The sequence below is a fragment of the Pseudomonas sp. TH08 genome, from assembly GCF_016651275.1.
GTDB lineage: Bacteria > Pseudomonadota > Gammaproteobacteria > Pseudomonadales > Pseudomonadaceae > Aquipseudomonas.
Map to the genome: position 1 here is coordinate 67028 of NZ_JAEKEE010000001.1, position 19412 is coordinate 86439.

The following is a 19412-nucleotide window of genomic DNA, read 5'->3' on the forward strand; positions in this document are numbered from 1 at the left end:
TATTACACAGCCCTGTCGCCTTTGATTCAAGCAGGGAAAGAAAAAGGTGGAGAGTCGATCTGTAAGCCGGGTTCTGTCTTGAACAGTCATTCGTCTACGATGGCCATCACTGGACATCTTTAGCAACCTACCCGGTCCCAGCGCGGGCCACGCCTTGGGACCCTATTTGGTCTTGCTCCAAGTGGGGTTTACCTAGCCACGAACTGTTGCCAGACGTGCGGTGCGCTCTTACCGCACCTTTTCACCCTTACCGGCGCCGAAGCGCTTAGGCGGTTATTTTCTGTGGCACTTTCCGTAGGCTCACGCCTCCCAGGCATTACCTGGCACTTCGCCCTATGGAGCCCGGACTTTCCTCCCCCCCCTAATTTTCATAGAGGGCAGCGACTGTCCGATCGACTCTCCGCCGCGCAGGTTAACGGCAGAGCGCCTGAAGAACAAGCGCTAATAGCCGCAAAACCTGTCTGCGCGACGGGTTACTCGCCCTTCTGCTGATCCAGCGCGACCTGGTACAGGACGTTTTTTCGCTCACCGGTAATCTGCGCTGCCAACGCGGCGGCACGCTTTAGCGGCATTTCTTCGAGCAGCAGATTGAGGACGCGCATGGCTTCGCTGCTGACCGCGTCTTCGGACTCCGGCGCCGTCCAGCCGGCCACCAGCACGACGCATTCGCCACGCTGCTGATTGCTGTCGGACTCGACGAACGCGCGCAGCTCAGACAGCGGCAAACCCTTGAGGGTCTCGAAAGTCTTGGTGATCTCACGCGCCAGCAAAGCCGGACGCTCACCACCAAACACCGTTTCCATATCCTGCAAACATTCGAGAATGCGGTGCGGCGCTTCGTAAAAGATCAGCGTGCGTGGTTCTTCTTTAACGGCTTCAAGGCGCGCTTTGCGCCCGACCGATTTGGCCGGCAAAAAACCCTCAAAAATGAATCGGTCAGACGGCAGACCTGCCGCCGACAACGCCGCGATCAAGGCACAAGCACCCGGTACCGGCACTACATTGATCCCGGCAGCACGAGCCTGACGCACCAGGTGATACCCCGGATCGGAAATCAACGGCGTGCCGGCATCGGAGATCAGGGCGACGTTGTCACCTGCCAGCAAGCGCGTAATAAAACGACTACCTTCATCTCGTTCGTTATGTTCGTGACACGCGGCCAGCGGCGTGGCAATCCCGAAGTGCTGCATCAGCCGCGCCGAGTGACGGGTGTCCTCGGCAGCAATCAACGCCACTTCGCGGAGGATTTTCAGGGCCCGGGCGCTGATGTCGTCCAGGTTGCCGATGGGCGTCGCCACCACATAAAGCGAGCCCGCAGCGGAATTCAAAGGACCTGGAGCAGTCAAAGCGCACACCTCGTGTTCGGTAAAAGCGGGCATTGTAGCGCGTCACGCGACAGGCGATACGCCTGAGCCAAACCCGGTTTTGCCCGCAGTTGTGTGCTGTCGCAACATTTACTCCAGCTAAATTGCCCGTTTCACGCCACTAACATCGCGCCCCGGCCAGTGCTTGGGTACAATTCGACGCTAATTTGATCGAGTATCAGGAACACTTACATGATCGCTTGCCTGCGGCTGTTCACTGCCCTCTGCCTCGCTGCCTTATTGGCGGCTTGCGCCAGCTCCCCTTCCTCCAGCCTTGGCGAACTTCCACGGACTCCGGATGCCAGCATCGAGCAACTGCTCGAACAGGCTACCCAGGCTAAAACCCCGGAAAAAGCTGCCCTGTTGCGCTTGAGCGCAGCGGACCTGGCTTATCGTCAGGGCAATGCCGCGCAGTCCGCGCAAATCCTGCAACAAGTGCCGATGGAGCAACTGAAGCCGGGCCAGCAGATTTTCGCCAGCACCTTGAATGCCGAACTGGCCATGACCCGCAATCAGCCGAAAGGCGCGCTGACTGCTCTGAGCCACCCGAGCCTGCAACACCTCGGTGAAATGCCGCAAGAACAGCAGGTTCGTACCGGCACCGTTCACGCCCGCGCCTTTGAAGCCGATGGTCAGACCCTGGCCGCCGCTCGCGAACGTATTTTCATCGCCCCGATGCTGCAAGGCGAAGCCGCGAGCAAGAACCACGAAGCGATCTGGACGCTGATAGCCTCGCTGCCGACTGACCAACTGCAACCGAACACCAGCGACGATCTCGGCGGCTGGATGGGCCTGGCGCTGGCGGTGAAAACCGCTGGCACCCTGGAACAGCAGCAAGCCGCAATCGATGCCTGGCGCGCGCAGAATCCAAAGCACCCGGCAGCCATCAACCTGCCGCAGCCACTGACCAAGCTCAAAGAGCTGGCCAGCCAGCCATTGAGCAAAATCGCCCTGCTGCTGCCACAAGACGGCCAACTGGCAGCGGTCGGTAAAGCACTGCGTGAAGGCTTCATGGCTGCGCACTACCAGGCTCAACAAGCCGGGCAGAAGCCGCCAGCCATCGTCTTCTACGACAGCTCGAAGCTGACCTCGATGGACGAGTTCTACCGCAAGGCTCAGGCTGACGGCGTGCAACTGGTCGTCGGGCCGCTGGAAAAGCCACTGGTCAAACAACTGAGCACTCGCCCGCAATTGCCGATCACCACCCTCGCACTGAACTACAGCGAAGGCGATCAAGGCCCGGCACAGCTGTTCCAGTTTGGTCTGGCCGCTGAAGACGAAGCCCGTGAAGTCTCGCGCCGCGCCCGTGCCGATGGCCTGCACCGCGCTGCCATCATGGTGCCGAAAGGCGAATGGGGCGAGCGCGTACTGCGTGCTTTCAGTCAGGACTGGCAGGCTAACGGCGGCAGCATCATTGCCATCGAACGCGTTGATCAGCCAGTGCAACTGGCTCAGCAGATTGCCGACATGTTCCAGCTGCGTCAGAGCGAAGCCCGCGCCAAGAGCCTGCAGAATGCTGCGGGCGCCAACGTAGCGGCACAGCCTTCGCGCCGTCAGGACATCGAGTTCATCTTCCTCGCCGCGACGCCGCAACAGGCGCAGCAGATCAAGCCGACGCTGAACTTCCAGTACGCCGGTGACGTTCCGGTTTACGCAACTTCGCACGTGTACAGCGCCAGCGGCGATGTGAACCAGTACAACGATATGAACGGCATTCGCTTCTGCGAAACCCCGTGGCTGCTGGAAACCAGCAACCCACTGCGCCAGCAAGTTGTTGCACAGTGGCCACAAGCCGCCGGCAGCCTCGGCCGCCTGTATGCCATGGGCGTCGACGCTTACCACCTGGCACCGCGCCTGGGTCAACTGAAGGCCCTGCCGGACAGCCGCATCGAAGGTCAATCGGGCAGCCTCGGCATGACCCAGACCCAGCGCGTTGTGCGTCAGCTGCCTTGGGCGCAGTTCGTCAGCGGCCAGGTTCAACGCCTGCCGGACACCCCGCGCTAATGCCTGACCGGTCACGCTCGCAAAGCGGCAAGGATGCCGAGCGCCAGGCGCTCGAGCATCTGCAGAATCAGGGGCTGCGCCTGTTGGCGCAGAACTGGTTGTGTAAACGTGGCGAGCTTGATCTGGTCATGCTTGATGGCGATACAGTAGTATTCGTCGAAGTTCGTTACAGAAAAAACACCCAATGGGGTGGCGCGCTCGCTAGCATCGATGGGCGCAAGCAGCAGAAACTGATTTTCGCCGCACAGTATTTTCTTCAGCGCGAGTCGCGTTGGGCCAATTCCCCCTGCCGCTTCGACGTGGTGGCCATCGACAGCCACCCGGATCAACTGAACTGGTTGCAGAATGCTTTCGACAGTTGATCGTCTGCGTTGCGACCGGGACAATCCCACCGACAAATTTTGCTCTTTGCTTTGCGGGCTGCACATTCATGTGCCGAACAGCCGCGCTACTTAAGGTCACACAGATGGACATGCAATCCCGAATTCGCCAGCTTTTCCAGGCCAGTATCGACACCAAGCAACAGGCGATGGACGTACTTGCACCGCACATCGAGCAAGCCAGCCAGATCATGGTCAACGCCCTGCTCAACGAAGGCAAAATGCTTTCGTGCGGCAACGGTGGTTCGGCCGGCGATGCCCAGCACTTCTCCTCGGAGCTGCTCAATCGCTTCGAGCGCGAGCGCCCGAGCCTGCCGGCCATTGCGCTGACGACCGATACGTCGACGATCACCTCGATCGCCAACGACTACAGCTACAACGAAGTGTTCTCCAAACAGATTCGTGCACTCGGCCAGCCGGGCGATGTCTTGCTGGCGATTTCGACCAGCGGTAACTCGGCGAACATTATTCAAGCGATCCAGGCCGCACATGATCGCGAAATGATTGTCGTAGCATTGACCGGTCGCGATGGCGGTGGCATGGCGTCGCTGCTATTGCCAGAGGACGTCGAGATTCGCGTACCGGCCAATGTCACTGCACGTATTCAAGAAGTCCACTTGCTGGCGATCCATTGCCTCTGCGATCTGATCGACAGCCAACTGTTCGGGAGTGAAGAATGACCCCTAATCGCCTTGGCCTTCTGGCCTTGACTCTGTGCCTTGGCATCAGCGGCTGCACCTCGGTGGTAAATGCCAGCCGTGAAGCGCCGATCGATGATGACCGCGGCACCCGCACCTTCGGCAGCAAGATCGACGACTCGTTGATCGAAACCAAAGTGGGCGTAAACGTGGCCAAGGCCGATCCGGCTCTGGACAACGATTCGCACATCGTCGTCACCAGCTTCAACGGCGTTGTCCTGCTCGCCGGTCAAACACCTCGCGCAGACCTCAAAGCCAAGGCCGAACAGGCAGCTGCCGCTGTCCAACGCGTGAAAACCGTTCATAACGAACTACAGGTCATACCGCCGTCGGGCTTCCTGGCTCGCCAGAATGACACTTGGCTGACCTCGAAGATCAAGACTCAGATGCTCACCGACGCCAGCATCCCCGGCTCGCGCATCAAAGTCGTGACCGAGAATGGCATCGTCTACCTGCTGGGCCTGCTGACCAAACAGGAAGCCACTCAGGCGACCAATCTGGTGCAGGGCGTTTCCGGCGTGCAGAAAATCGTCAAACTCTTCGAATACATCGACTGAACGCCCACTCCTGTAGGAGCTGTCGAGTGAAACGAGGCTGCGATCTTTTGATCTATAAAAACAAGATCAAAAGATCGCAGCCTTCGGCAGCTCCTACAGAGGGATAACGCAGGTTATAAAAAAGGCGATCCATCCGGATCGCCTTTTTTTATTTCACCACTTTCAAGCTTGGCCGGCCGCTAGGGCGCGGTGGCTCGCTGTCCGGTGGCGGCAAGTCGTCATCCGACTCGATCTCTTCCTCGTCATCCATCGGCGACTCGAGATCAAACACCATGCCCTGACCGTTTTCCCGGGCATAGATCCCCAGAATCGCACCAATTGGCACGTAGAGGCTGTGCGGGACGCCACCGAAGCGACCTTCGAAGGTCACCACGTCGTTGTCCATGTGCAAATGACGCACAGCACTTGGCGAGACGTTCAGGACAATTTGCCCGTCACTGGCGAAACCCTGCGGCACTTGCACCGCCGGGTACTCGGAATTGACCAGCATGTGCGGGGTGCAATCGTTATCGACAATCCACTCGTAGAGCGCGCGGACCAGATAAGGTCGACTGGAGTTCATAGCGGCTCCTTAAGCCTTAGCGCATATCGCGTTCGACACCAGACAGACTCGCCTGGAAAGCCTCACGCGCAAACTGGCGCTCCATATAATCAAGCAGCGGCTTGGCCGGCCGCGGCAGTTCAATACCCAGAATCGGCAAACGCCAGAGTATTGGCAATAGGCAGCAATCCACCAGACTTTGTTCCTCACTGAGGAAAAATGGCTTGTCGGCGAACAACGGCGACACGCCCGTCAGGCTTTCACGCAATTCCTTGCGCGCCACGACACGCGCGGCCTCTTTGCTTTTCGGATCCAGAATCAGATCCACCAGACCACACCAGTCACGCTGAATGCGGTGAATCAGCAGACGGCTGTTGGCACGCGCCACCGGATAAACCGGCATCAATGGCGGATGCGGGTAACGCTCATCCAGATATTCCATCACCACGGTCGACTCCCATAGCGCCAGGTCACGATCGACCAGCGTAGGCAGACTTCCGTAAGGGTTTACCTCGATCAGTTTAGGCGGCTGACGACCAGCTTCCACATAAATGATCTCGGCGCTGACACCCTTCTCTGCAAGCACGATGCGCACTCGGTGGGAATAGTGGTCGGCGGGGTCGGAGTAACAGGCCAACCGATTGGTCACGCCCATGGCGATCCTCCTCGCTTGTTGAATTTGTCGGAACCGGAAAAACGCGCGCGCCCAGAGGACGCCTCCCGCAATGCCTGGCTAGCCAGACCTTGCGTTTTCGGAGGCGCCCTTGGGCGCGCGCGATTAACAGCAATGCTTGAAGCGTATCAGTGCACGTCTTTCCAGTATTCACGCTTGAGCAAGTAGGCGAACACAAAGAAGAACGCCAGGTACAGCAAGACGTAAGTACCGATGCGCTGATGTTGCAGCTTAACCGGGTTAGCCGAGTAAGCCAGGAAGGTTACCAGATTCTTGACCTTCTCATCGAACTGCTCTTCGTTCAGAGCACCGGACTTCGGCACGATGGTCAGTTGATCGCACGCTTCATGAGTCAGCGGCGTACCGGTCAACGGATCATATTGCTTCTTTCCGTCTTCGACGATCTGTACCTGTTTGCAGCCCACGACCTGACGACCTTGCAGGCCGACGAGTACGTTAGGCATACCGACGTTCGGGAAGACCTTGTTGTTGACACCCCAAGGGCGTGCCGGATCTTCGTAGAACGAGCGCAGGTAACCGTAGAGCCAGTCAGTGCCACGCACACGCGCCACCAGGGTCAGGTCCGGTGGTGCCGCGCCGAACCAGGTCTTGGCGTCGGCCGGCTGCATGCCGATGTTCATGTGATCGCCAATCTTGGCCCCGGTGAACACCAGCTTATCCAGCATCAGTTCGTGAGGAATGCCCAAGTCATCGGCAACCCGTTCGTAACGCTGGAACTTGGCGCTGTGGCAACCCATGCAATAGTTGGCAAAGGTACGCGCGCCATCCTGCAGGGCCGCTTTATCAGCGAGGTCGATGTCGACTTTTTCCAGCTCCGGACCGTGTTCGGCGGCGAAAGACAGGACAGGCAAAGCAGCAAAAATCAGAGCAAAAAATAACTTTTTCATCAGCCAGTCACCCTTTCCGGAACCTTTTTGGTCTTCTCGAGCCTGGTGTAGAACGGCATCAGAATGAAGTAGGCGAAGTACAGGAAGGTGCAGATCTGCGAGACCAGCGTGCGCTCCGGCGTCGGCGCCAGAACGCCCAGGATGCCGAGGATCACGAACGAAATGCAGAACACCACCAGCCAGATTTTGCTCATCCAGCCTTTGTAGCGCATCGATTTGACCGGACTGCGGTCAAGCCACGGCAGGACAAACAGCAAGGCAATCGAGGCGCCCATGGCGATCACGCCCATGAGTTTGTCGGGGATCGCACGCAAGATCGCGTAGAACGGCGTGAAATACCAAACAGGCGCAATATGCTCTGGCGTCTTGAACGGGTTCGCTTGCTCGAAGTTGGGTTTTTCGAGGAAGTAGCCGCCCATTTCCGGGAAGAAGAACACGATAAAGCAGAAGATGAACAGGAACACTACAACACCGACAATGTCTTTCACGGTGTAGTACGGGTGGAAGGCGATGCCGTCCAGCGGGATGCCGTTTTCGTCTTTGTGCTTCTTGATGTCGACGCCGTCAGGGTTGTTCGAACCGACTTCGTGCAGCGCCAGAATGTGCAGCACCACCAGACCAAGAATGACGATCGGCAGAGCGACGACGTGCAAAGCGAAGAAGCGGTTGAGGGTGATCCCGGAGATCAGATAGTCACCACGAATCCACTGAGTCAGGTCGTTACCGATAACCGGAATCGCACCGAACAGCGAGATGATCACCTGGGCACCCCAGTAGGACATCTGACCCCACGGCAGCAGGTAACCCATGAAGGCTTCAGCCATCAGCGCCAGGTAAATCAGCATGCCGAAGACCCAGACCAGCTCACGCGGTTTCTGGTACGAACCGTAGAGCAAGCCACGGAACATGTGCAGATAGACCACGATGAAGAATGCCGAGGCGCCGGTCGAGTGCAGCAGACGCAGGATCGAGCCGTACTCGACGTCGCGCATGATGTATTCGACGGAAGCGAACGCTTCTTCTGCCGACGGCGTATAGCTCATCGTCAGCCAGACACCGGTGACGATCTGGTTGACCAGCACCAGCAGCGCCAGCGAGCCGAAGAAGTAGAAGAAGTTGAAGTTTTTTGGAGCGTAATACTTGCTGAGATGGTCTTCCCACATTTTGGTCGCGGGGAAGCGTGCATCAACCCAATCCATGAACTTGCTCATCACGCTTTCTCCGTATCGACGCCAATGACAATCAGGTCATCGGTCTCATAGGAATGCGGGGGAACTGGCAGGTTCAAAGGCGCGGGTTGCGACTTGTAGACGCGGCCAGCCAGATCGTAGTGGGAACCGTGGCAAGGGCAGAAATAGCCACCTACCCAGTCTTTACCAAGATCTGCAGGTGCCACTTCTGGACGGAAGGTCGGAGAGCAACCCAAGTGTGTGCAGATCCCGATCAGCAGCAGAATTTCCGGCTTGATCGATCGCACTTCAGGGTCGACATAGGTGGGTTGCGTGGAGTTTTTGGAAGTCGGATCGGAGAGCTGGCCCTCGATCTTCTTGAGATTCCCCAGGATTTCCGCAGTACGGCGGACAATGAACACCGGCTGGCCGCGCCACTCAGCAATCATCTGCTGTCCTGGCTCGATCTTGCTGACATTCACTTTCACCGGTGCACCAGCGGCTTTCGCCTTGGCACTGGGAAACCATGACCCCACGAACGGGACCGCAGCCCCCACCGCTCCTGCAGCACCCACCACGGATGTGGCTGCTACCAAGAAGCGACGCCGGCCTGCATTCACGCCGTCATTGCTCATTCAGTCCTCTCCCATCAGCTTTGTGGCCTGTTAAATCAGGCATCTACTAAATAAATCAATGTTACTTATAAAAATTTTGCCGAGATGGTAATGAAAAGCCCCAATTCTGACAAGGGAATTACCCGGAGCTCTTACCCTCAAGCCTTGCAGTATAGGGGGTCTACGAATGTGGCAAGTTGTCACAGCGCAATTCTTTTATAAATCGCAGGCATAAAAAAACGCCCGCTTCCGTGAGGAATCGGGCGTTCTTTTTGAACGTGGAAGCGGAATTAACGCTTCGAGTACTGCGGACGCTTACGCGCTTTACGCAGACCAACTTTCTTACGTTCAACTTCACGGGCGTCGCGAGTAACGAAGCCAGCTTTGCGCAGAGCGCCACGCAGGGTTTCGTCGTAGTCCATCAGAGCGCGAGTGATGCCGTGGCGGATTGCGCCAGCTTGACCACTTACACCACCGCCGATCACGGTGACGTAGATGTCGAACTTCTCGACAGTCTCGGTCAGCTCCAGCGGCTGACGAACTACCATGCGGGCAGTTTCGCGGCCGAAGAAGTTATCCAGCGAACGGTTGTTGATGGAGATGTTACCAGTACCCGGACGCAGGAAAACGCGTGCGGTTGCGGTCTTGCGACGGCCAGTGCCGTAATTTTGAGTCGCCGACATAATGTACTATTCCGTTAAAACTTCAGTTCTTGGGGCTGCTGAGCAGTATGTGGGTGTGCAGCGCCCGCATAGACTTTCAGCTTACGGTACATGTCGCGACCCAGTGGGTTTTTAGGCAGCATGCCTTTAACCGCGGTCTCGATCACGCGCTCAGGGGCTTTAGCGATCAGCTTTTCAAAGTTGATCGACTTGATGCCGCCCGGGAAACCGGAGTGGGAGTAGTACATTTTGTCAGTGGTTTTAGCACCGGTAACACGAATCTGCTCAGCGTTGATTACGACGATGTAGTCGCCGGTGTCAACGTGAGGAGTGTACTCAGGCTTGTGCTTGCCACGCAGACGGCTCGCGATTTCGGTGGCCAGACGACCCAGGGTCTGACCAGCAGCGTCGACGACAAACCAGTCGCGCTTTACTGTTTCCGGTTTAGCAGTAAAAGTTTTCATTCTTTATAGCCTCAGGGGCCGCCCTGTAAATTAGACGGCGGATCTTACTGAATAGTGCGTACTTTGACAAGTCAAAGGCAGCCGGATACAGACGCTTTCGGGGGCTCGGGTCGGCGCGTCCGTTCAACGGCAAGATTCTTCGGCGGCGGCGCATCACTTCCACTGCAGAAAGAGGTCGGCAATTATGCAGATTGCGAAAAATATTTCAACCTGCTTTTATGATTGTTTTGCCCAAGGAGCACCCGATGGACTATCGCCAGCTAGGCCGTACCGACCTGAACGTGAGTGCAATCTGCCTCGGCACCATGACCTGGGGCGAGCAAAACACTGAAGCTGAAGCCTTCGCCCAGATCGAAAGGGCCAAAGAGGCCGGGATCAATTTCATCGACACCGCCGAGATGTATCCGGTGCCGCCGAAAGCCGAAACCTACGCCACCACCGAGCGCTACATCGGCAATTACTTCAAAAGTCGCGGCGATCGTGCCGACTGGATCCTCGCCAGCAAAATCGCCGGCCCGGGCAACACCATCGACTACATCCGCGACAAAAACCTGCGCCACAACCGCCAGCACATCACCGCTGCAGTGGATGCCAGCCTCGAGCGACTGCAGACCGACTACATCGACCTGTATCAATTGCACTGGCCGGAACGCAGCACCAATTTTTTCGGACAACTGGGCTACAAGCACAAGATCGAAGCCAACCTGACGCCGCTCGAAGACACCCTCGAAGCGCTCGATGAGCAGGTGAAAGCCGGCAAGATCCGTCACATCGGCCTGTCCAACGAAACGCCGTGGGGCACCATGCGCTTTCTGGCATTGGCCGAGGCCCGTGGCTGGCCGCGCGCGGTGTCGATCCAGAACCCGTACAACCTGCTCAACCGCAGCTTTGAAGTGGGCCTGGCGGAAATCGCCATTCGCGAACAGTGCGGCCTGCTCGCCTATTCGCCACTGGCGTTCGGTTTCCTCTCGGGCAAATACGAAGGTGGCGCGCGTCCGCCAAAGGGTCGTCTGAGCCTCTACAGCCGCTTCAGCCGCTACTTCAACGCGCAATCTGAAGCTGCGTGCAGTCGCTATGTGGCGCTGGCCCGTGAGCACGGCCTGGATCCGGCGCAGATGGCGTTGGCGTTTGTGACCCAGCAACCGTTCGTCACCAGCAATATCATTGGCGCGACAACGCTTGAGCAACTGGATAGCAACATTGCCAGTTTTGATCTGAAACTTTCCGATGAAGTGCTCGAAGGGATTGAGGCGATTCACAAGGATCACCCTAACCCGGCACCTTGATTGACCGCTGAAAGCTTCGCGAGCAGGCTCGCTCCCACAGGTACAGCGTGATCCTTGTGGTAGCGAGCCTGCTCGCGAAAGGGGCATTCAAATCACTGAAAAACTCAGAGCGAGCGCGCGATGATCTCCTTCATGATTTCATTGGTGCCGGCATAGATCCGTTGCACGCGTGCATCCGCCCATGCCCGCGCCACCGGGTATTCCCACATGAAGCCGTAACCGCCATGCAACTGCACGCACTCGTCGAGTACCTTGCATTGCAGGTCGGTGCCCCAGTATTTCGCCATCGCCGCCGTCGGCACGTCGAGCTTGCCTTGCAGGTGCAGCTCCAGGCACTTATCGACGAACACGCGTCCGATCTGAATCTCGGTGGCCATCTCTGCCAGTTTGAAACGGGTGTTCTGGAAGTCGGCAATCGCCTTGCCGAACGCCTTGCGGTCACGGGTGTAATCAAGCGTCCATTGCAATGCCGCCTCGGCTGAGGCCAAGCCACCAATCGCTACGGTCAGACGCTCCTGCGGCAGCTCCTGCATCAGGTACGCAAACCCTGCACCGGCCTGCCCCAACAGATTCTCCTTCGGCACACGAACATCCTGGAAGAACAATTCCGAGGTGTCCTGCGCCTTCATGCCGACTTTCTCAAGACGCTTGCCTTTGTCGAAGCCCGGCGTATTCGCCTCGACCAGAAACAGGCTGGTGCCCTTGGCGCCCGCCTTCGGATCGGTCTTGGCGACGACAATCACCAGATCAGCCAGAAAGCCATTGGTGATGAAGGTTTTTGAACCGTTGATCACATACTCGTCACCGTCCAGAACGGCGGTGGTCTTCACGCCTTGCAGGTCAGAACCCGCGCCCGGCTCGGTCATCGCAATGGCCGTGACCATCTCCCCCGAGACCAGTTTCGGCAGGTATTTGTGCTTCAGCGCCTCACTACCGTAATGCAGGATGTACGGCGCAACGATGTCTGAATGCAACGAGAACCCGATACCTGTCAGCCCCAGCCGACCGACCTCTTCGATCACCACCGCGCTGTAAAGAAAATCTGCGCCCAGGCCGCCATATTCCTCTGGCAGATGCGAGCAGAGCATCCCCGCCTCCCCGGCCTTGTTCCACAGTTTACGGTCGATGTAGCCCTGTTTCTCCCACTGCCCGTGGAACGGCACGGCCTCCTTTTCAAGGAATGTTCGTACGCTGTCGCGGAACAATTCGTGCTCGGGGCTGAACAGGGTTCTGGGAATCATGCGGCACCTTTCTTTCTTGTTGGAGGGAGATGACCTTCAGAGACTATGCCTACCCTCCGACACAGGACACTGGACACATCCGACAAAAAATAAGACGATCCAGCCGTCTGGTGACCACTTTCCCTTATAAAAACAAAACAAAAGTTGAATTATGTCCAAGCAAGTCTCCACGCCCTTGCGGCGCGTCAGCATCCTGGCGATCGACCAGGTTTTCGCTTTCACCCTCATGCAAGCCAAGGATTTTTTCCATGTGGCGAGCCTGCGTTACGGCAAGCAACTGGGCCACGGCCTGACTCCGGCGTTTGAAACCCGCCTGGTCAGCCCCGACGGCAAACCGGTGAAAAGCTTCAGTGACGTGGTTATCCCGGTGGACGGCGGTCTGGAAAACACCGATATCATCATCCTTCCGGCGTTCTGGGATGATTTCGATACGTTGTGCAGCCGTTACCCGCAAATCCTTCCTTGGCTACGCGAGCAGCACGCTCGCGGCGCCGTGCTCTGCGGTGAAGCCACCGGGGTGTTTTGGCTGGCCGAGGCCGGGCTGCTCAATGGCAAGGAAGCGACCACGTATTGGCGCTTCTTTAACGCCTTTGCCGAACGCTTCCCCAGGGTGCACCTCAATCAGGACAAGCACCTGACCGACGCTGACAATCTTTATTGCGCCGGCGGCACCACGTCGGCCTGCGATCTTTACATCTACCTGATCGAGCGCTTCTGCGGCGCGAACGTGGCGCAAGCAGTGGCCCGCGACATTCTTTACGAAGTACAGCGCAACTATTCGCCGGGGCGTATCGGTTTCGGCGGGCAGAAGCTGCATCAGGATGTGATCATCCTGCAGATCCAGCATTGGCTCGAAGAGCATTTTGCCGACAAGTTCCGCTTCGAAGACGTCGCCCGCGAACACGGCATGAGCATCCGCAACTTCATGCGCCGCTTCCAGACCGCCACCGGCGACAAGCCGCTGCATTACCTGCAACGCCTGCGTATCGAGACCGCCAAGGGCTTGCTCTCGGGCAGCCGCAAGAGCATCAAGACCATCAGTTATGAGGTCGGTTACGACGATGCGAGCTTCTTTGCGCGACTGTTTCGCCAGCACACCGAGCTGTCGCCGAACCAGTATCGGCAGCAGTTTCAGCAGGCAGCATAACCTAGGCGCAACAGCGAAATTCCAATGTGGGAGCGAGCCTGCTCGCGAATTCGGTTTTACATTCACTAAGATTGTTGGCTGACACACCGCTTTCGCGAGCAGGCTCGCTCCCACAGGGAAGATCTTCAGCGCATAAAAAAGGGCCTGCAATTGCAGGCCCTTTTTTGTTTTGCGAATCCGCTTAAGGCTTGTGCGCCCGCGACAGGAATTCGTGCGATTGCATCTCCAGCAGACGGCTCAGCGTGCGCTGGAACTCGAAGTTCAGACGGCCGCCGGCGTACAGATCCTTCAGCTCGACTTCAGCAGAAATGATCAGCTTGACGTTACGGTCGTAGAATTCGTCGACCATGTTGATGAAGCGTCGGGCGATATCGTCGGTGGTGACGCTCATCTGCTCGACACCGCTGAGCAGCACGGCGTGGAAGATCTTGCCCAGTTCGATGTAGTCGTTCTGGCTGCGTGGGCCATCGCACAGTTCGCGGAAGTCGAACCAGGCCACGTCATCGCAAGTGCGCAGGGCACGGATTTCGCGGTTCTCGATCATCAGCACGTCGTTCTCGACGGCTGCTGTGCATTCTGGCGTCAGCGCCTTGAAGCTCTTGCGCAAGCTCTCGTGAGCGGCTTCGTCGAGCGGATAGTGGAACAGCTCCGCTTGTTCGAGGTGACGCAGACGGTAGTCGACGCCGCTGTCGACGTTGACGATCTCGGTGTTCTGCTTGATCAGCGCGATGGCTGGCAGGAAGCGCGCGCGTTGCAGGCCGTCCTTGTACAGACCGTCCGGGACGATGTTCGACGTCGCGACCAGAGTCACGCCGTTCTTGAACAGCTCTTCCATCAAGGTGCCGAGGATCATCGCGTCGGTGATGTCGGAGACGAAGAACTCATCGAAGCAGATCACCCGCGATTCAGTCGCAAAACGCTTGGCGATGATGGTCAGCGGATTTTTCTCGCCGCCGAGGGTTTTCATCTCTTCGTGCACGCGCTTCATGAAGCGGTGGAAGTGGGTGCGGGTCTTTTCCTTGAACGGCAGCGCTTCGAAGAAGGTGTCGACCAGGTAAGTCTTGCCGCGACCCACGCCGCCCCAGAAATACAGGCCCTTGACCGGCGTCTGATCTTTTTTGCCGAACAGCTTGCTCAGCAGACCCGGTTTGTTCTGATCGGCGGCGATCAGATCCTCGTACAGACGCTGCAGATGACGCACAGCAGTTTCCTGCGCGGCGTCATGGAAGAAGTCCGGGCGTTTCAGATCAGCTTGGTATCGTTCTAGGGGCGTCATAATTCGTTAGCAAGGCAACAAAAACGGGCCGTCACTGTAGCGACGGCCCGTGGGAATGGCAATCAGCCCTTGGTCGGACCGTGCCGCCGATTAGTCCTGAACCGGGGTCAGCGCAACGCGCAGCGCCGCAACGGCCGCGTCCCGCGCAGCAGCGTCGGCGAACGCCGGGCTGTCGCCAACGCACTCGCCTTCCAGCCAGACGTTGAAGCTCAGGTCTGCGCTGCGCACGTCCAGCGGCTGGCCGGATTGCAGTTGCTTGGTCACCTGGCCTGCGGTTTTGCCGTCGGCGAAGTTGCGCGACAGCAGCAGTTGCTCGCCATCGGCCGCCAGCAGACGGAAACGGAAGCTGCCATCGTCTTCACGGAAGCTGACGAAACGTGCGGCTTTTGCGGCTTTCTTCTTGGTGGTCGCAGCGACCTGAACCTGATTGACGAACGAGCGCAGGCCGACGGCTTCGCGCAGTTCGTTGAGGAACGGCGTCGCCACGGCACGGGCCTTCTTCGCGCCGATCTGCAGGATGTCTTCCAGATCCGCCGGGCGCTCGATCAACTGGTGATACTTATCGCGTGCTTCGCCGAGATCGTTGTCGAGCAACTGGAAGAGACGGTTCTTCGCCTCACCCCAACCCAGACCGTTGAGCAATTCGCTACGGAACTCGTCAGCCTGCGCCGGCGTGGCGAAGGCCTGGAACAGCGTGAACAGGTGCGAGTTATCCGGATCCTTGGCTTCGCCCGGCGCTTTGGAGTCAGTGACGATCCGCGAGATCGCGTCCTTCATCTCTTTGGCGCTGGAGAACAACGGAATGGTGTTGTCGTAGCTCTTCGACATCTTGCGACCGTCGAGGCCTGGCAGCGTCGCCACGCTCTCTTCGATCAGCGCTTCAGGCATGGTGAAGAATTCTTTACCCTGACCGAACAGGTGGTTGAAGCGCTGGCCAATGTCGCGGGCCATTTCCACGTGCTGGATCTGGTCACGACCGACCGGCACCTTGTGCGCGTTGAACATCAGAATGTCCGCCGCCATCAGCACCGGGTAGCTGTAGAGGCCCATGGTGATGCCGGCATCCGGGTCTTCGCCGGTTTCAACGTTCTTGTCTACCGAGGCCTTATAGGCGTGGGCACGATTGAGCAGGCCCTTGGCGGCGACGCAGGTCAGCAGCCAGGTCAGCTCAGGGATTTCCGGGATGTCGGACTGGCGGTAAAAGGTCACGCGGTCGACATCGAGGCCACCGGCCAGCCAGGTCGCGGCGATTTCCAGACGCGAGCGCTGAATGCGCAGCGGGTCATCGCATTTGATCAGGGCGTGGTAGTCGGCCAGGAAGTAGAACGAATCGGCATTGCTGTCGCGACTGGCGAGGATCGCCGGGCGGATAGCACCGGCGTAGTTGCCCAAGTGCGGGGTGCCGGTGGTGGTGATGCCGGTGAGGATACGGGTACGGTTCGTCATGGGTAATCGCTTGTCAGACTGCAATCAATTCGAGAGACGCGGCAGGATCAGATCCTTGAGATCGGTCAGCTTGCCATGAAAAAAGTGTCCGCATTCTGCCACTTTCAGCAGCTCATGGGGGCGCTGGAGTTTTTCCGACCAGTCGTAGACCAGCTGCGGATCGATGACTTCGTCGGTTTCTGGCTGGATCACGGTGAGTTCGCCGTGTTGCGGCAGTTGGTCCTGCTCGCCAAGACGCATCACCGCCGGGGCGACCATGAACAGATGCTTGAGCTGCACACCCTGCGCTTCGAGACGGCCGCCGAGACTTGCCGCAACAAATCCGCCGAAGGAGAAACCGAACAGCGTCAGCGGCAGCTCCGGGTGTTTATCGCGCAGCCACTGGGCGGCAGCCTGGGCATCGTCGACTTCACCGGTGCCCATGTCGTGCGAACCCTCGCTGGCGCCGACGCCGCGATAGTTGAAGCGCAAGGTGATCAACCCCGCATCGCGCGCGGTGCGCTGCAGGGTCGAGACGACCTTGTTGAGCATGGTGCCGCCCTGCACCGGGTTCGGATGGCAGATCAGCGCGATGCCGCGCGGCTGCTCGTTGTCCAGGTACAAGCTTTCCAATTGACCCACCGGGCCGTCAATCACAACTGGGGTTTCACGCATCAGCAAGGAAGGAACTCCGTGACCTCGAATCGGGTCGACTCGTCTAGCAAATTGTCTGTGCCAATCTATTGCGAGTGAATCGCGGTATACAGCGCAGGTTCGAGCCGTTAACGTAAAGCAAAGCCGTTTATAGAGGAAGGACTCGTGGAACACTCGCTCTTAGTTTGGTTGTTACCGACTCTTGCCCTGGTTGTGGGTGTCGCCATTGGATTCCTGATCGCGCGCGTTGTGCCCAGCGCCGCACCGAGCCGCACGCAGCGTCAACTGGATGATATCCAGGAGCGTTTCGACAGCTACCAGAACGAAGTGGTCACTCACTTCAACAGCACCGCAACGCTGGTCAAGAAGCTGACCCAGAGCTACCAGGAAGTGCAGGATCATCTCGCCGAGGGTGCCAACCGTCTGGCCCTGGACGAGCAGACCCGTCAACGCCTGATCGCTGCCCTGCATGCTGACGCCGTACAGACCCCACGCGAACGCCTGACGCCTCCGCGCGATCAGGAGCCGCCACGTGACTACGCACCGAAAACCCCGAACGCGCCGGGCATGCTCGATGAGCATTATGGTCTGAAGAAGTAATCAGCCTTAGCGCCAAACAAAAAGCCCCCGGACAGTGATGTGTCCGGGGGCTTTTTTGTATCTGCTGTCTTCGGTTTCTGTTGCGCGCCCTTCGCGAGCAGGCTCGCTCCCACAGGGAACTGCATTTCAAAGTGGGAGCGAGCCTGCTCGCGAAGGGGCCAGCACAGTCCACACACAAAAATGCCCGGTCACAGGACCGGGCATTTCCTCATGCGGGCATTCGCTTACGGATACTGCTGAACCGTGCCCGGTTGCTGTTGCTGCTGACCACCATACTGCTGACCCGGGATCGCCTTCAGGTTGACCTCAACCCGACGGTTCTGCGCCCGGCCATTGACGTCACCGTTGCTGGCAATCGGGTTATCCGGGCCGGCGCCACGGGCTGTCAGGTTGGCACCACTGACGCCCTGCGACGTCAGGTAGGTCGCCACACTCTGCGCACGACGCTGCGACAGGTCCATGTTGTGCTGGCGGCTGCCAGTGCTGTCGGTGTAGCCGACGATTTCGATCTGGTTCTGGTTAAACTCTTTCAGCGAGTTGGCCAGGTTGTTCAGCGGCTGGTAGAAGCTCGATGCAATGTTCGCCGAATCGGTGGCGAAGGTGATGTTGCCCGGCATGATCAGCTTGATCTGATCGCCCTGACGCTGAACTTCCACGCCAGTGTTGGCCATGCTGGCACGTAGTTTGGCTTCCTGCTTGTCAGCGTAATAACCGTAACCCGCTGCCGAAGCGCCGACTACGGCGGCACCGATCAAAGCGCCCTTGCCACGATTATTGTGGTCGATGGCGGCACCGGCCAAGGCCCCCGCCAGAGCGCCGAGACCGCCATACTTGGCGGTTTTGCTCATGCCTTGCGAGCCACCGTCAGCTTGGCCCTGATTGTCATACGGATTGGGCGAGGCGCAGCCGGACAGCATGGCCACGGCAGTAGCGACAATAATCAAACGACGCGTGGTGAACATGGAAAGCTCCTACTTTTGCATTCTATGGTGGCCATTTGGCAATGGACCTGTGCGGGCGTTGGATCATGACAATGCAGAAAAATTCCGCCGACGACTCGTGACAAAATATTTAGGCCCGCACAAACGGGTTTTCGCGCATTTCATCACCCAGACGCGTATCCGGGCCGTGCCCGGTGACGACCGTTGCGTCTTCGTCCAGTGTGTACAGCCGCTGTTTGATCGAGCGCACGATGGTCGCCTGATCGCCGCCCCACAAATCCGTGCGCCCTACGCCGCGACGAAACAGCGTGTCACCGGCAATCAACAGCTTAGCCTCGGAAAACCAAAAGCTCATGGAACCTGGCGTATGCCCCGGCGTATGCAGCGCCACGCCGCAACCGCAGGCCAGTTCTTCATCATCGCTCAACCAGCGATCCGGCGATGGCACGGGAATGTAGGGCACGCCGAACATCTGGCACTGCATCTCCAGGTTGTCCCACAGGAACTGATCTTCCTTGTGCAGATGCAGGGTCGCGCCGGTTTTCTCCTTCATCTGCCCGGAAGCCAGGAAGTGATCGAGGTGCGCGTGGGTATGGATGATGCTGACGACTTTGAGGCCATGAGCATCGAGGCGCGCCATGATCAGGTCGGGGTTGCCGCCCGGGTCGACGACGATGGCTTTCTTCGTAACAGGGTCGCCGATGATCGTGCAGTTGCACTGAAGCGGACCGACGGGGAAGGTTTCGCGGATGAGCGCGGTATTCGGGGTTTGCATGGTTTAAATCCTGATAGCAAGGCGTTTTAACGC

General features: G+C 58.4%; 21 protein-coding genes and 1 other RNA gene. 7 read left to right on the forward strand and 15 right to left on the reverse strand.

Features of this window, described 5'->3' with window-relative positions:
* Positions 1-46: 46 nt before the first annotated feature.
* An RNA gene (rnpB, locus tag JFT91_RS00315) (RNase P RNA component class A) lies at positions 47-400 on the reverse strand.
* Positions 401-473: 73 nt separating this feature from the next.
* On the reverse strand, positions 474-1379 hold the full coding sequence (rsmI, locus tag JFT91_RS00320; protein ID WP_201228440.1) for a 16S rRNA (cytidine(1402)-2'-O)-methyltransferase: 906 nt from the start codon (positions 1377-1379) through the stop codon (positions 474-476).
* 177 nt (positions 1380-1556) lie between these two features.
* Here rsmI and JFT91_RS00325 point away from each other — a divergent pair, with 177 nt between their 5' ends.
* From JFT91_RS00325 to JFT91_RS00340, 4 genes are all read left to right on the forward strand, one after another.
* Positions 1557-3368, forward strand: coding sequence for a penicillin-binding protein activator (locus tag JFT91_RS00325; RefSeq protein WP_201231290.1), 1812 nt, complete (start codon positions 1557-1559; stop codon positions 3366-3368).
* Positions 3368-3730 carry a YraN family protein gene (locus JFT91_RS00330; RefSeq protein ID WP_126366239.1) on the forward strand — a complete coding sequence of 121 codons (363 nt, stop codon included), beginning with the start codon at positions 3368-3370 and terminating at the stop codon, positions 3728-3730. Before JFT91_RS00325 ends, JFT91_RS00330 begins: the two co-directional genes overlap by 1 nt.
* Before the next feature lie 104 nt (positions 3731-3834).
* Complete coding sequence (locus JFT91_RS00335) at positions 3835-4428, forward strand: phosphoheptose isomerase (RefSeq protein ID WP_008082788.1); 594 nt, start codon at positions 3835-3837, stop codon at positions 4426-4428.
* The gene (locus tag JFT91_RS00340; protein WP_007917023.1) at positions 4425-5003 is read left to right on the forward strand and encodes a BON domain-containing protein; all 579 of its coding nucleotides are present in this window, start codon (positions 4425-4427) and stop codon (positions 5001-5003) included. The genes JFT91_RS00335 and JFT91_RS00340 overlap by 4 nt, the downstream gene beginning before the upstream one ends.
* 148 nt (positions 5004-5151) lie before the next feature.
* Here JFT91_RS00340 and JFT91_RS00345 read toward each other — a convergent pair whose 3' ends face one another.
* The 7 genes from JFT91_RS00345 to rplM form a co-directional block, all read right to left on the reverse strand.
* A complete protein-coding gene (locus tag JFT91_RS00345; RefSeq protein WP_201146586.1) occupies positions 5152-5565 on the reverse strand; it encodes a ClpXP protease specificity-enhancing factor in 414 nt (137 codons plus the stop codon).
* Between the two features lie 16 nt (positions 5566-5581).
* Positions 5582-6199, reverse strand: a complete 618-nt coding sequence (locus tag JFT91_RS00350) for a glutathione S-transferase N-terminal domain-containing protein (RefSeq protein ID WP_007961620.1) — start codon at positions 6197-6199, stop codon at positions 5582-5584.
* A gap of 146 nt (positions 6200-6345) precedes the next feature.
* The gene (locus tag JFT91_RS00355) at positions 6346-7125 is read right to left on the reverse strand and encodes a cytochrome c1 (RefSeq protein WP_201146585.1); all 780 of its coding nucleotides are present in this window, start codon (positions 7123-7125) and stop codon (positions 6346-6348) included.
* Positions 7125-8336, reverse strand: coding sequence for a cytochrome b (locus JFT91_RS00360; RefSeq protein ID WP_201146584.1), 1212 nt, complete (start codon positions 8334-8336; stop codon positions 7125-7127). The genes JFT91_RS00355 and JFT91_RS00360 overlap by 1 nt, the downstream gene beginning before the upstream one ends.
* The gene (gene petA, locus JFT91_RS00365; RefSeq protein ID WP_003228055.1) at positions 8336-8929 is read right to left on the reverse strand and encodes a ubiquinol-cytochrome c reductase iron-sulfur subunit; all 594 of its coding nucleotides are present in this window, start codon (positions 8927-8929) and stop codon (positions 8336-8338) included. Before petA ends, JFT91_RS00360 begins: the two co-directional genes overlap by 1 nt.
* Before the next feature lie 269 nt (positions 8930-9198).
* Positions 9199-9591, reverse strand: a complete 393-nt coding sequence (rpsI, locus tag JFT91_RS00370) for a 30S ribosomal protein S9 (RefSeq protein WP_003205364.1) — start codon at positions 9589-9591, stop codon at positions 9199-9201.
* A 14-nt stretch (positions 9592-9605) separates the two neighbouring features.
* A complete protein-coding gene (rplM, locus tag JFT91_RS00375; RefSeq protein ID WP_007917032.1) occupies positions 9606-10034 on the reverse strand; it encodes a 50S ribosomal protein L13 in 429 nt (142 codons plus the stop codon).
* Between the two features lie 245 nt (positions 10035-10279).
* Here rplM and JFT91_RS00380 point away from each other — a divergent pair, with 245 nt between their 5' ends.
* Positions 10280-11320: an NADP(H)-dependent aldo-keto reductase gene (locus JFT91_RS00380; RefSeq protein WP_008080271.1), complete on the forward strand. Its 1041-nt coding sequence runs from the start codon at positions 10280-10282 to the stop codon at positions 11318-11320.
* 104 nt (positions 11321-11424) lie between these two features.
* Here the strand turns inward: JFT91_RS00380 and JFT91_RS00385 are convergent, their stop codons facing one another.
* Positions 11425-12561, reverse strand: a complete 1137-nt coding sequence (locus JFT91_RS00385; RefSeq protein ID WP_201146582.1) for an acyl-CoA dehydrogenase family protein — start codon at positions 12559-12561, stop codon at positions 11425-11427.
* Positions 12562-12811: 250 nt separating this feature from the next.
* On the opposite strand from JFT91_RS00385, the gene JFT91_RS00390 reads away from it, so the two are divergent.
* The gene (locus tag JFT91_RS00390) at positions 12812-13708 is read left to right on the forward strand and encodes a GlxA family transcriptional regulator (protein WP_177323306.1); all 897 of its coding nucleotides are present in this window, start codon (positions 12812-12814) and stop codon (positions 13706-13708) included.
* Between the two features lie 181 nt (positions 13709-13889).
* On the opposite strand, the gene zapE is transcribed toward JFT91_RS00390, so the two are convergent.
* The 3 genes from zapE to JFT91_RS00405 all read right to left on the reverse strand — a co-directional run bounded on the left by zapE (position 13890) and on the right by JFT91_RS00405 (position 17084).
* Positions 13890-14984, reverse strand: a complete 1095-nt coding sequence (gene zapE / locus JFT91_RS00395; RefSeq protein ID WP_201231291.1) for a cell division protein ZapE — start codon at positions 14982-14984, stop codon at positions 13890-13892.
* 90 nt (positions 14985-15074) lie between these two features.
* Positions 15075-16430 (reverse strand): tryptophan--tRNA ligase, encoded by a 1356-nt coding sequence (locus JFT91_RS00400; protein WP_201231292.1) that lies wholly within the window; start codon positions 16428-16430, stop codon positions 15075-15077.
* Between the two features lie 24 nt (positions 16431-16454).
* Complete coding sequence (locus JFT91_RS00405) at positions 16455-17084, reverse strand: alpha/beta hydrolase (RefSeq protein ID WP_201231293.1); 630 nt, start codon at positions 17082-17084, stop codon at positions 16455-16457.
* A 144-nt stretch (positions 17085-17228) separates the two neighbouring features.
* Between JFT91_RS00405 and JFT91_RS00410 the strand changes: the two genes are divergently transcribed.
* Complete coding sequence (locus JFT91_RS00410) at positions 17229-17663, forward strand: Z-ring associated ZapG family protein (protein WP_008086953.1); 435 nt, start codon at positions 17229-17231, stop codon at positions 17661-17663.
* 224 nt (positions 17664-17887) lie between these two features.
* On the opposite strand, the gene JFT91_RS00415 is transcribed toward JFT91_RS00410, so the two are convergent.
* Together JFT91_RS00415 and JFT91_RS00420 are read right to left on the reverse strand one after the other, a co-directional pair.
* Entirely contained in the window at positions 17888-18625 is a 738-nt protein-coding gene (locus tag JFT91_RS00415; protein WP_201228444.1) for a YiaD family glycine zipper/OmpA-like lipoprotein, read from the reverse strand.
* Positions 18626-18734: 109 nt separating this feature from the next.
* Positions 18735-19379: an MBL fold metallo-hydrolase gene (locus JFT91_RS00420; RefSeq protein WP_201231294.1), complete on the reverse strand. Its 645-nt coding sequence runs from the start codon at positions 19377-19379 to the stop codon at positions 18735-18737.
* Positions 19380-19412 lie beyond the last annotated feature (33 nt).

Bases quoted from the DNA above. Each gene is read 5' to 3' on its own strand.
- JFT91_RS00400 (WP_201231292.1), bottom strand. From the start codon at position 16,430: ATGACGAACCGTACCCGTATCCTCACCGGCATCACCACCACCGGCACC.
- JFT91_RS00415 (WP_201228444.1), bottom strand. From the start codon at position 18,625: ATGTTCACCACGCGTCGTTTGATTATTGTCGCTACTGCCGTGGCCATG.
- JFT91_RS00345 (WP_201146586.1), bottom strand. From the start codon at position 5,565: ATGAACTCCAGTCGACCTTATCTGGTCCGCGCGCTCTACGAGTGGATT.
- JFT91_RS00385 (WP_201146582.1), bottom strand. From the start codon at position 12,561: ATGATTCCCAGAACCCTGTTCAGCCCCGAGCACGAATTGTTCCGCGAC.
- JFT91_RS00380 (WP_008080271.1), top strand. From the start codon at position 10,280: ATGGACTATCGCCAGCTAGGCCGTACCGACCTGAACGTGAGTGCAATC.
- JFT91_RS00330 (WP_126366239.1), top strand. From the start codon at position 3,368: ATGCCTGACCGGTCACGCTCGCAAAGCGGCAAGGATGCCGAGCGCCAG.
- JFT91_RS00350 (WP_007961620.1), bottom strand. From the start codon at position 6,199: ATGGGCGTGACCAATCGGTTGGCCTGTTACTCCGACCCCGCCGACCAC.
- zapE (WP_201231291.1), bottom strand. From the start codon at position 14,984: ATGACGCCCCTAGAACGATACCAAGCTGATCTGAAACGCCCGGACTTC.
- JFT91_RS00355 (WP_201146585.1), bottom strand. From the start codon at position 7,125: ATGAAAAAGTTATTTTTTGCTCTGATTTTTGCTGCTTTGCCTGTCCTG.
- JFT91_RS00340 (WP_007917023.1), top strand. From the start codon at position 4,425: ATGACCCCTAATCGCCTTGGCCTTCTGGCCTTGACTCTGTGCCTTGGC.
- JFT91_RS00325 (WP_201231290.1), top strand. From the start codon at position 1,557: ATGATCGCTTGCCTGCGGCTGTTCACTGCCCTCTGCCTCGCTGCCTTA.
- JFT91_RS00360 (WP_201146584.1), bottom strand. From the start codon at position 8,336: ATGAGCAAGTTCATGGATTGGGTTGATGCACGCTTCCCCGCGACCAAA.
- rplM (WP_007917032.1), bottom strand. From the start codon at position 10,034: ATGAAAACTTTTACTGCTAAACCGGAAACAGTAAAGCGCGACTGGTTT.
- rpsI (WP_003205364.1), bottom strand. From the start codon at position 9,591: ATGTCGGCGACTCAAAATTACGGCACTGGCCGTCGCAAGACCGCAACC.
- petA (WP_003228055.1), bottom strand. From the start codon at position 8,929: ATGAGCAATGACGGCGTGAATGCAGGCCGGCGTCGCTTCTTGGTAGCA.
- JFT91_RS00335 (WP_008082788.1), top strand. From the start codon at position 3,835: ATGGACATGCAATCCCGAATTCGCCAGCTTTTCCAGGCCAGTATCGAC.
- JFT91_RS00420 (WP_201231294.1), bottom strand. From the start codon at position 19,379: ATGCAAACCCCGAATACCGCGCTCATCCGCGAAACCTTCCCCGTCGGT.
- JFT91_RS00405 (WP_201231293.1), bottom strand. From the start codon at position 17,084: ATGCGTGAAACCCCAGTTGTGATTGACGGCCCGGTGGGTCAATTGGAA.
- rsmI (WP_201228440.1), bottom strand. From the start codon at position 1,379: ATGCCCGCTTTTACCGAACACGAGGTGTGCGCTTTGACTGCTCCAGGT.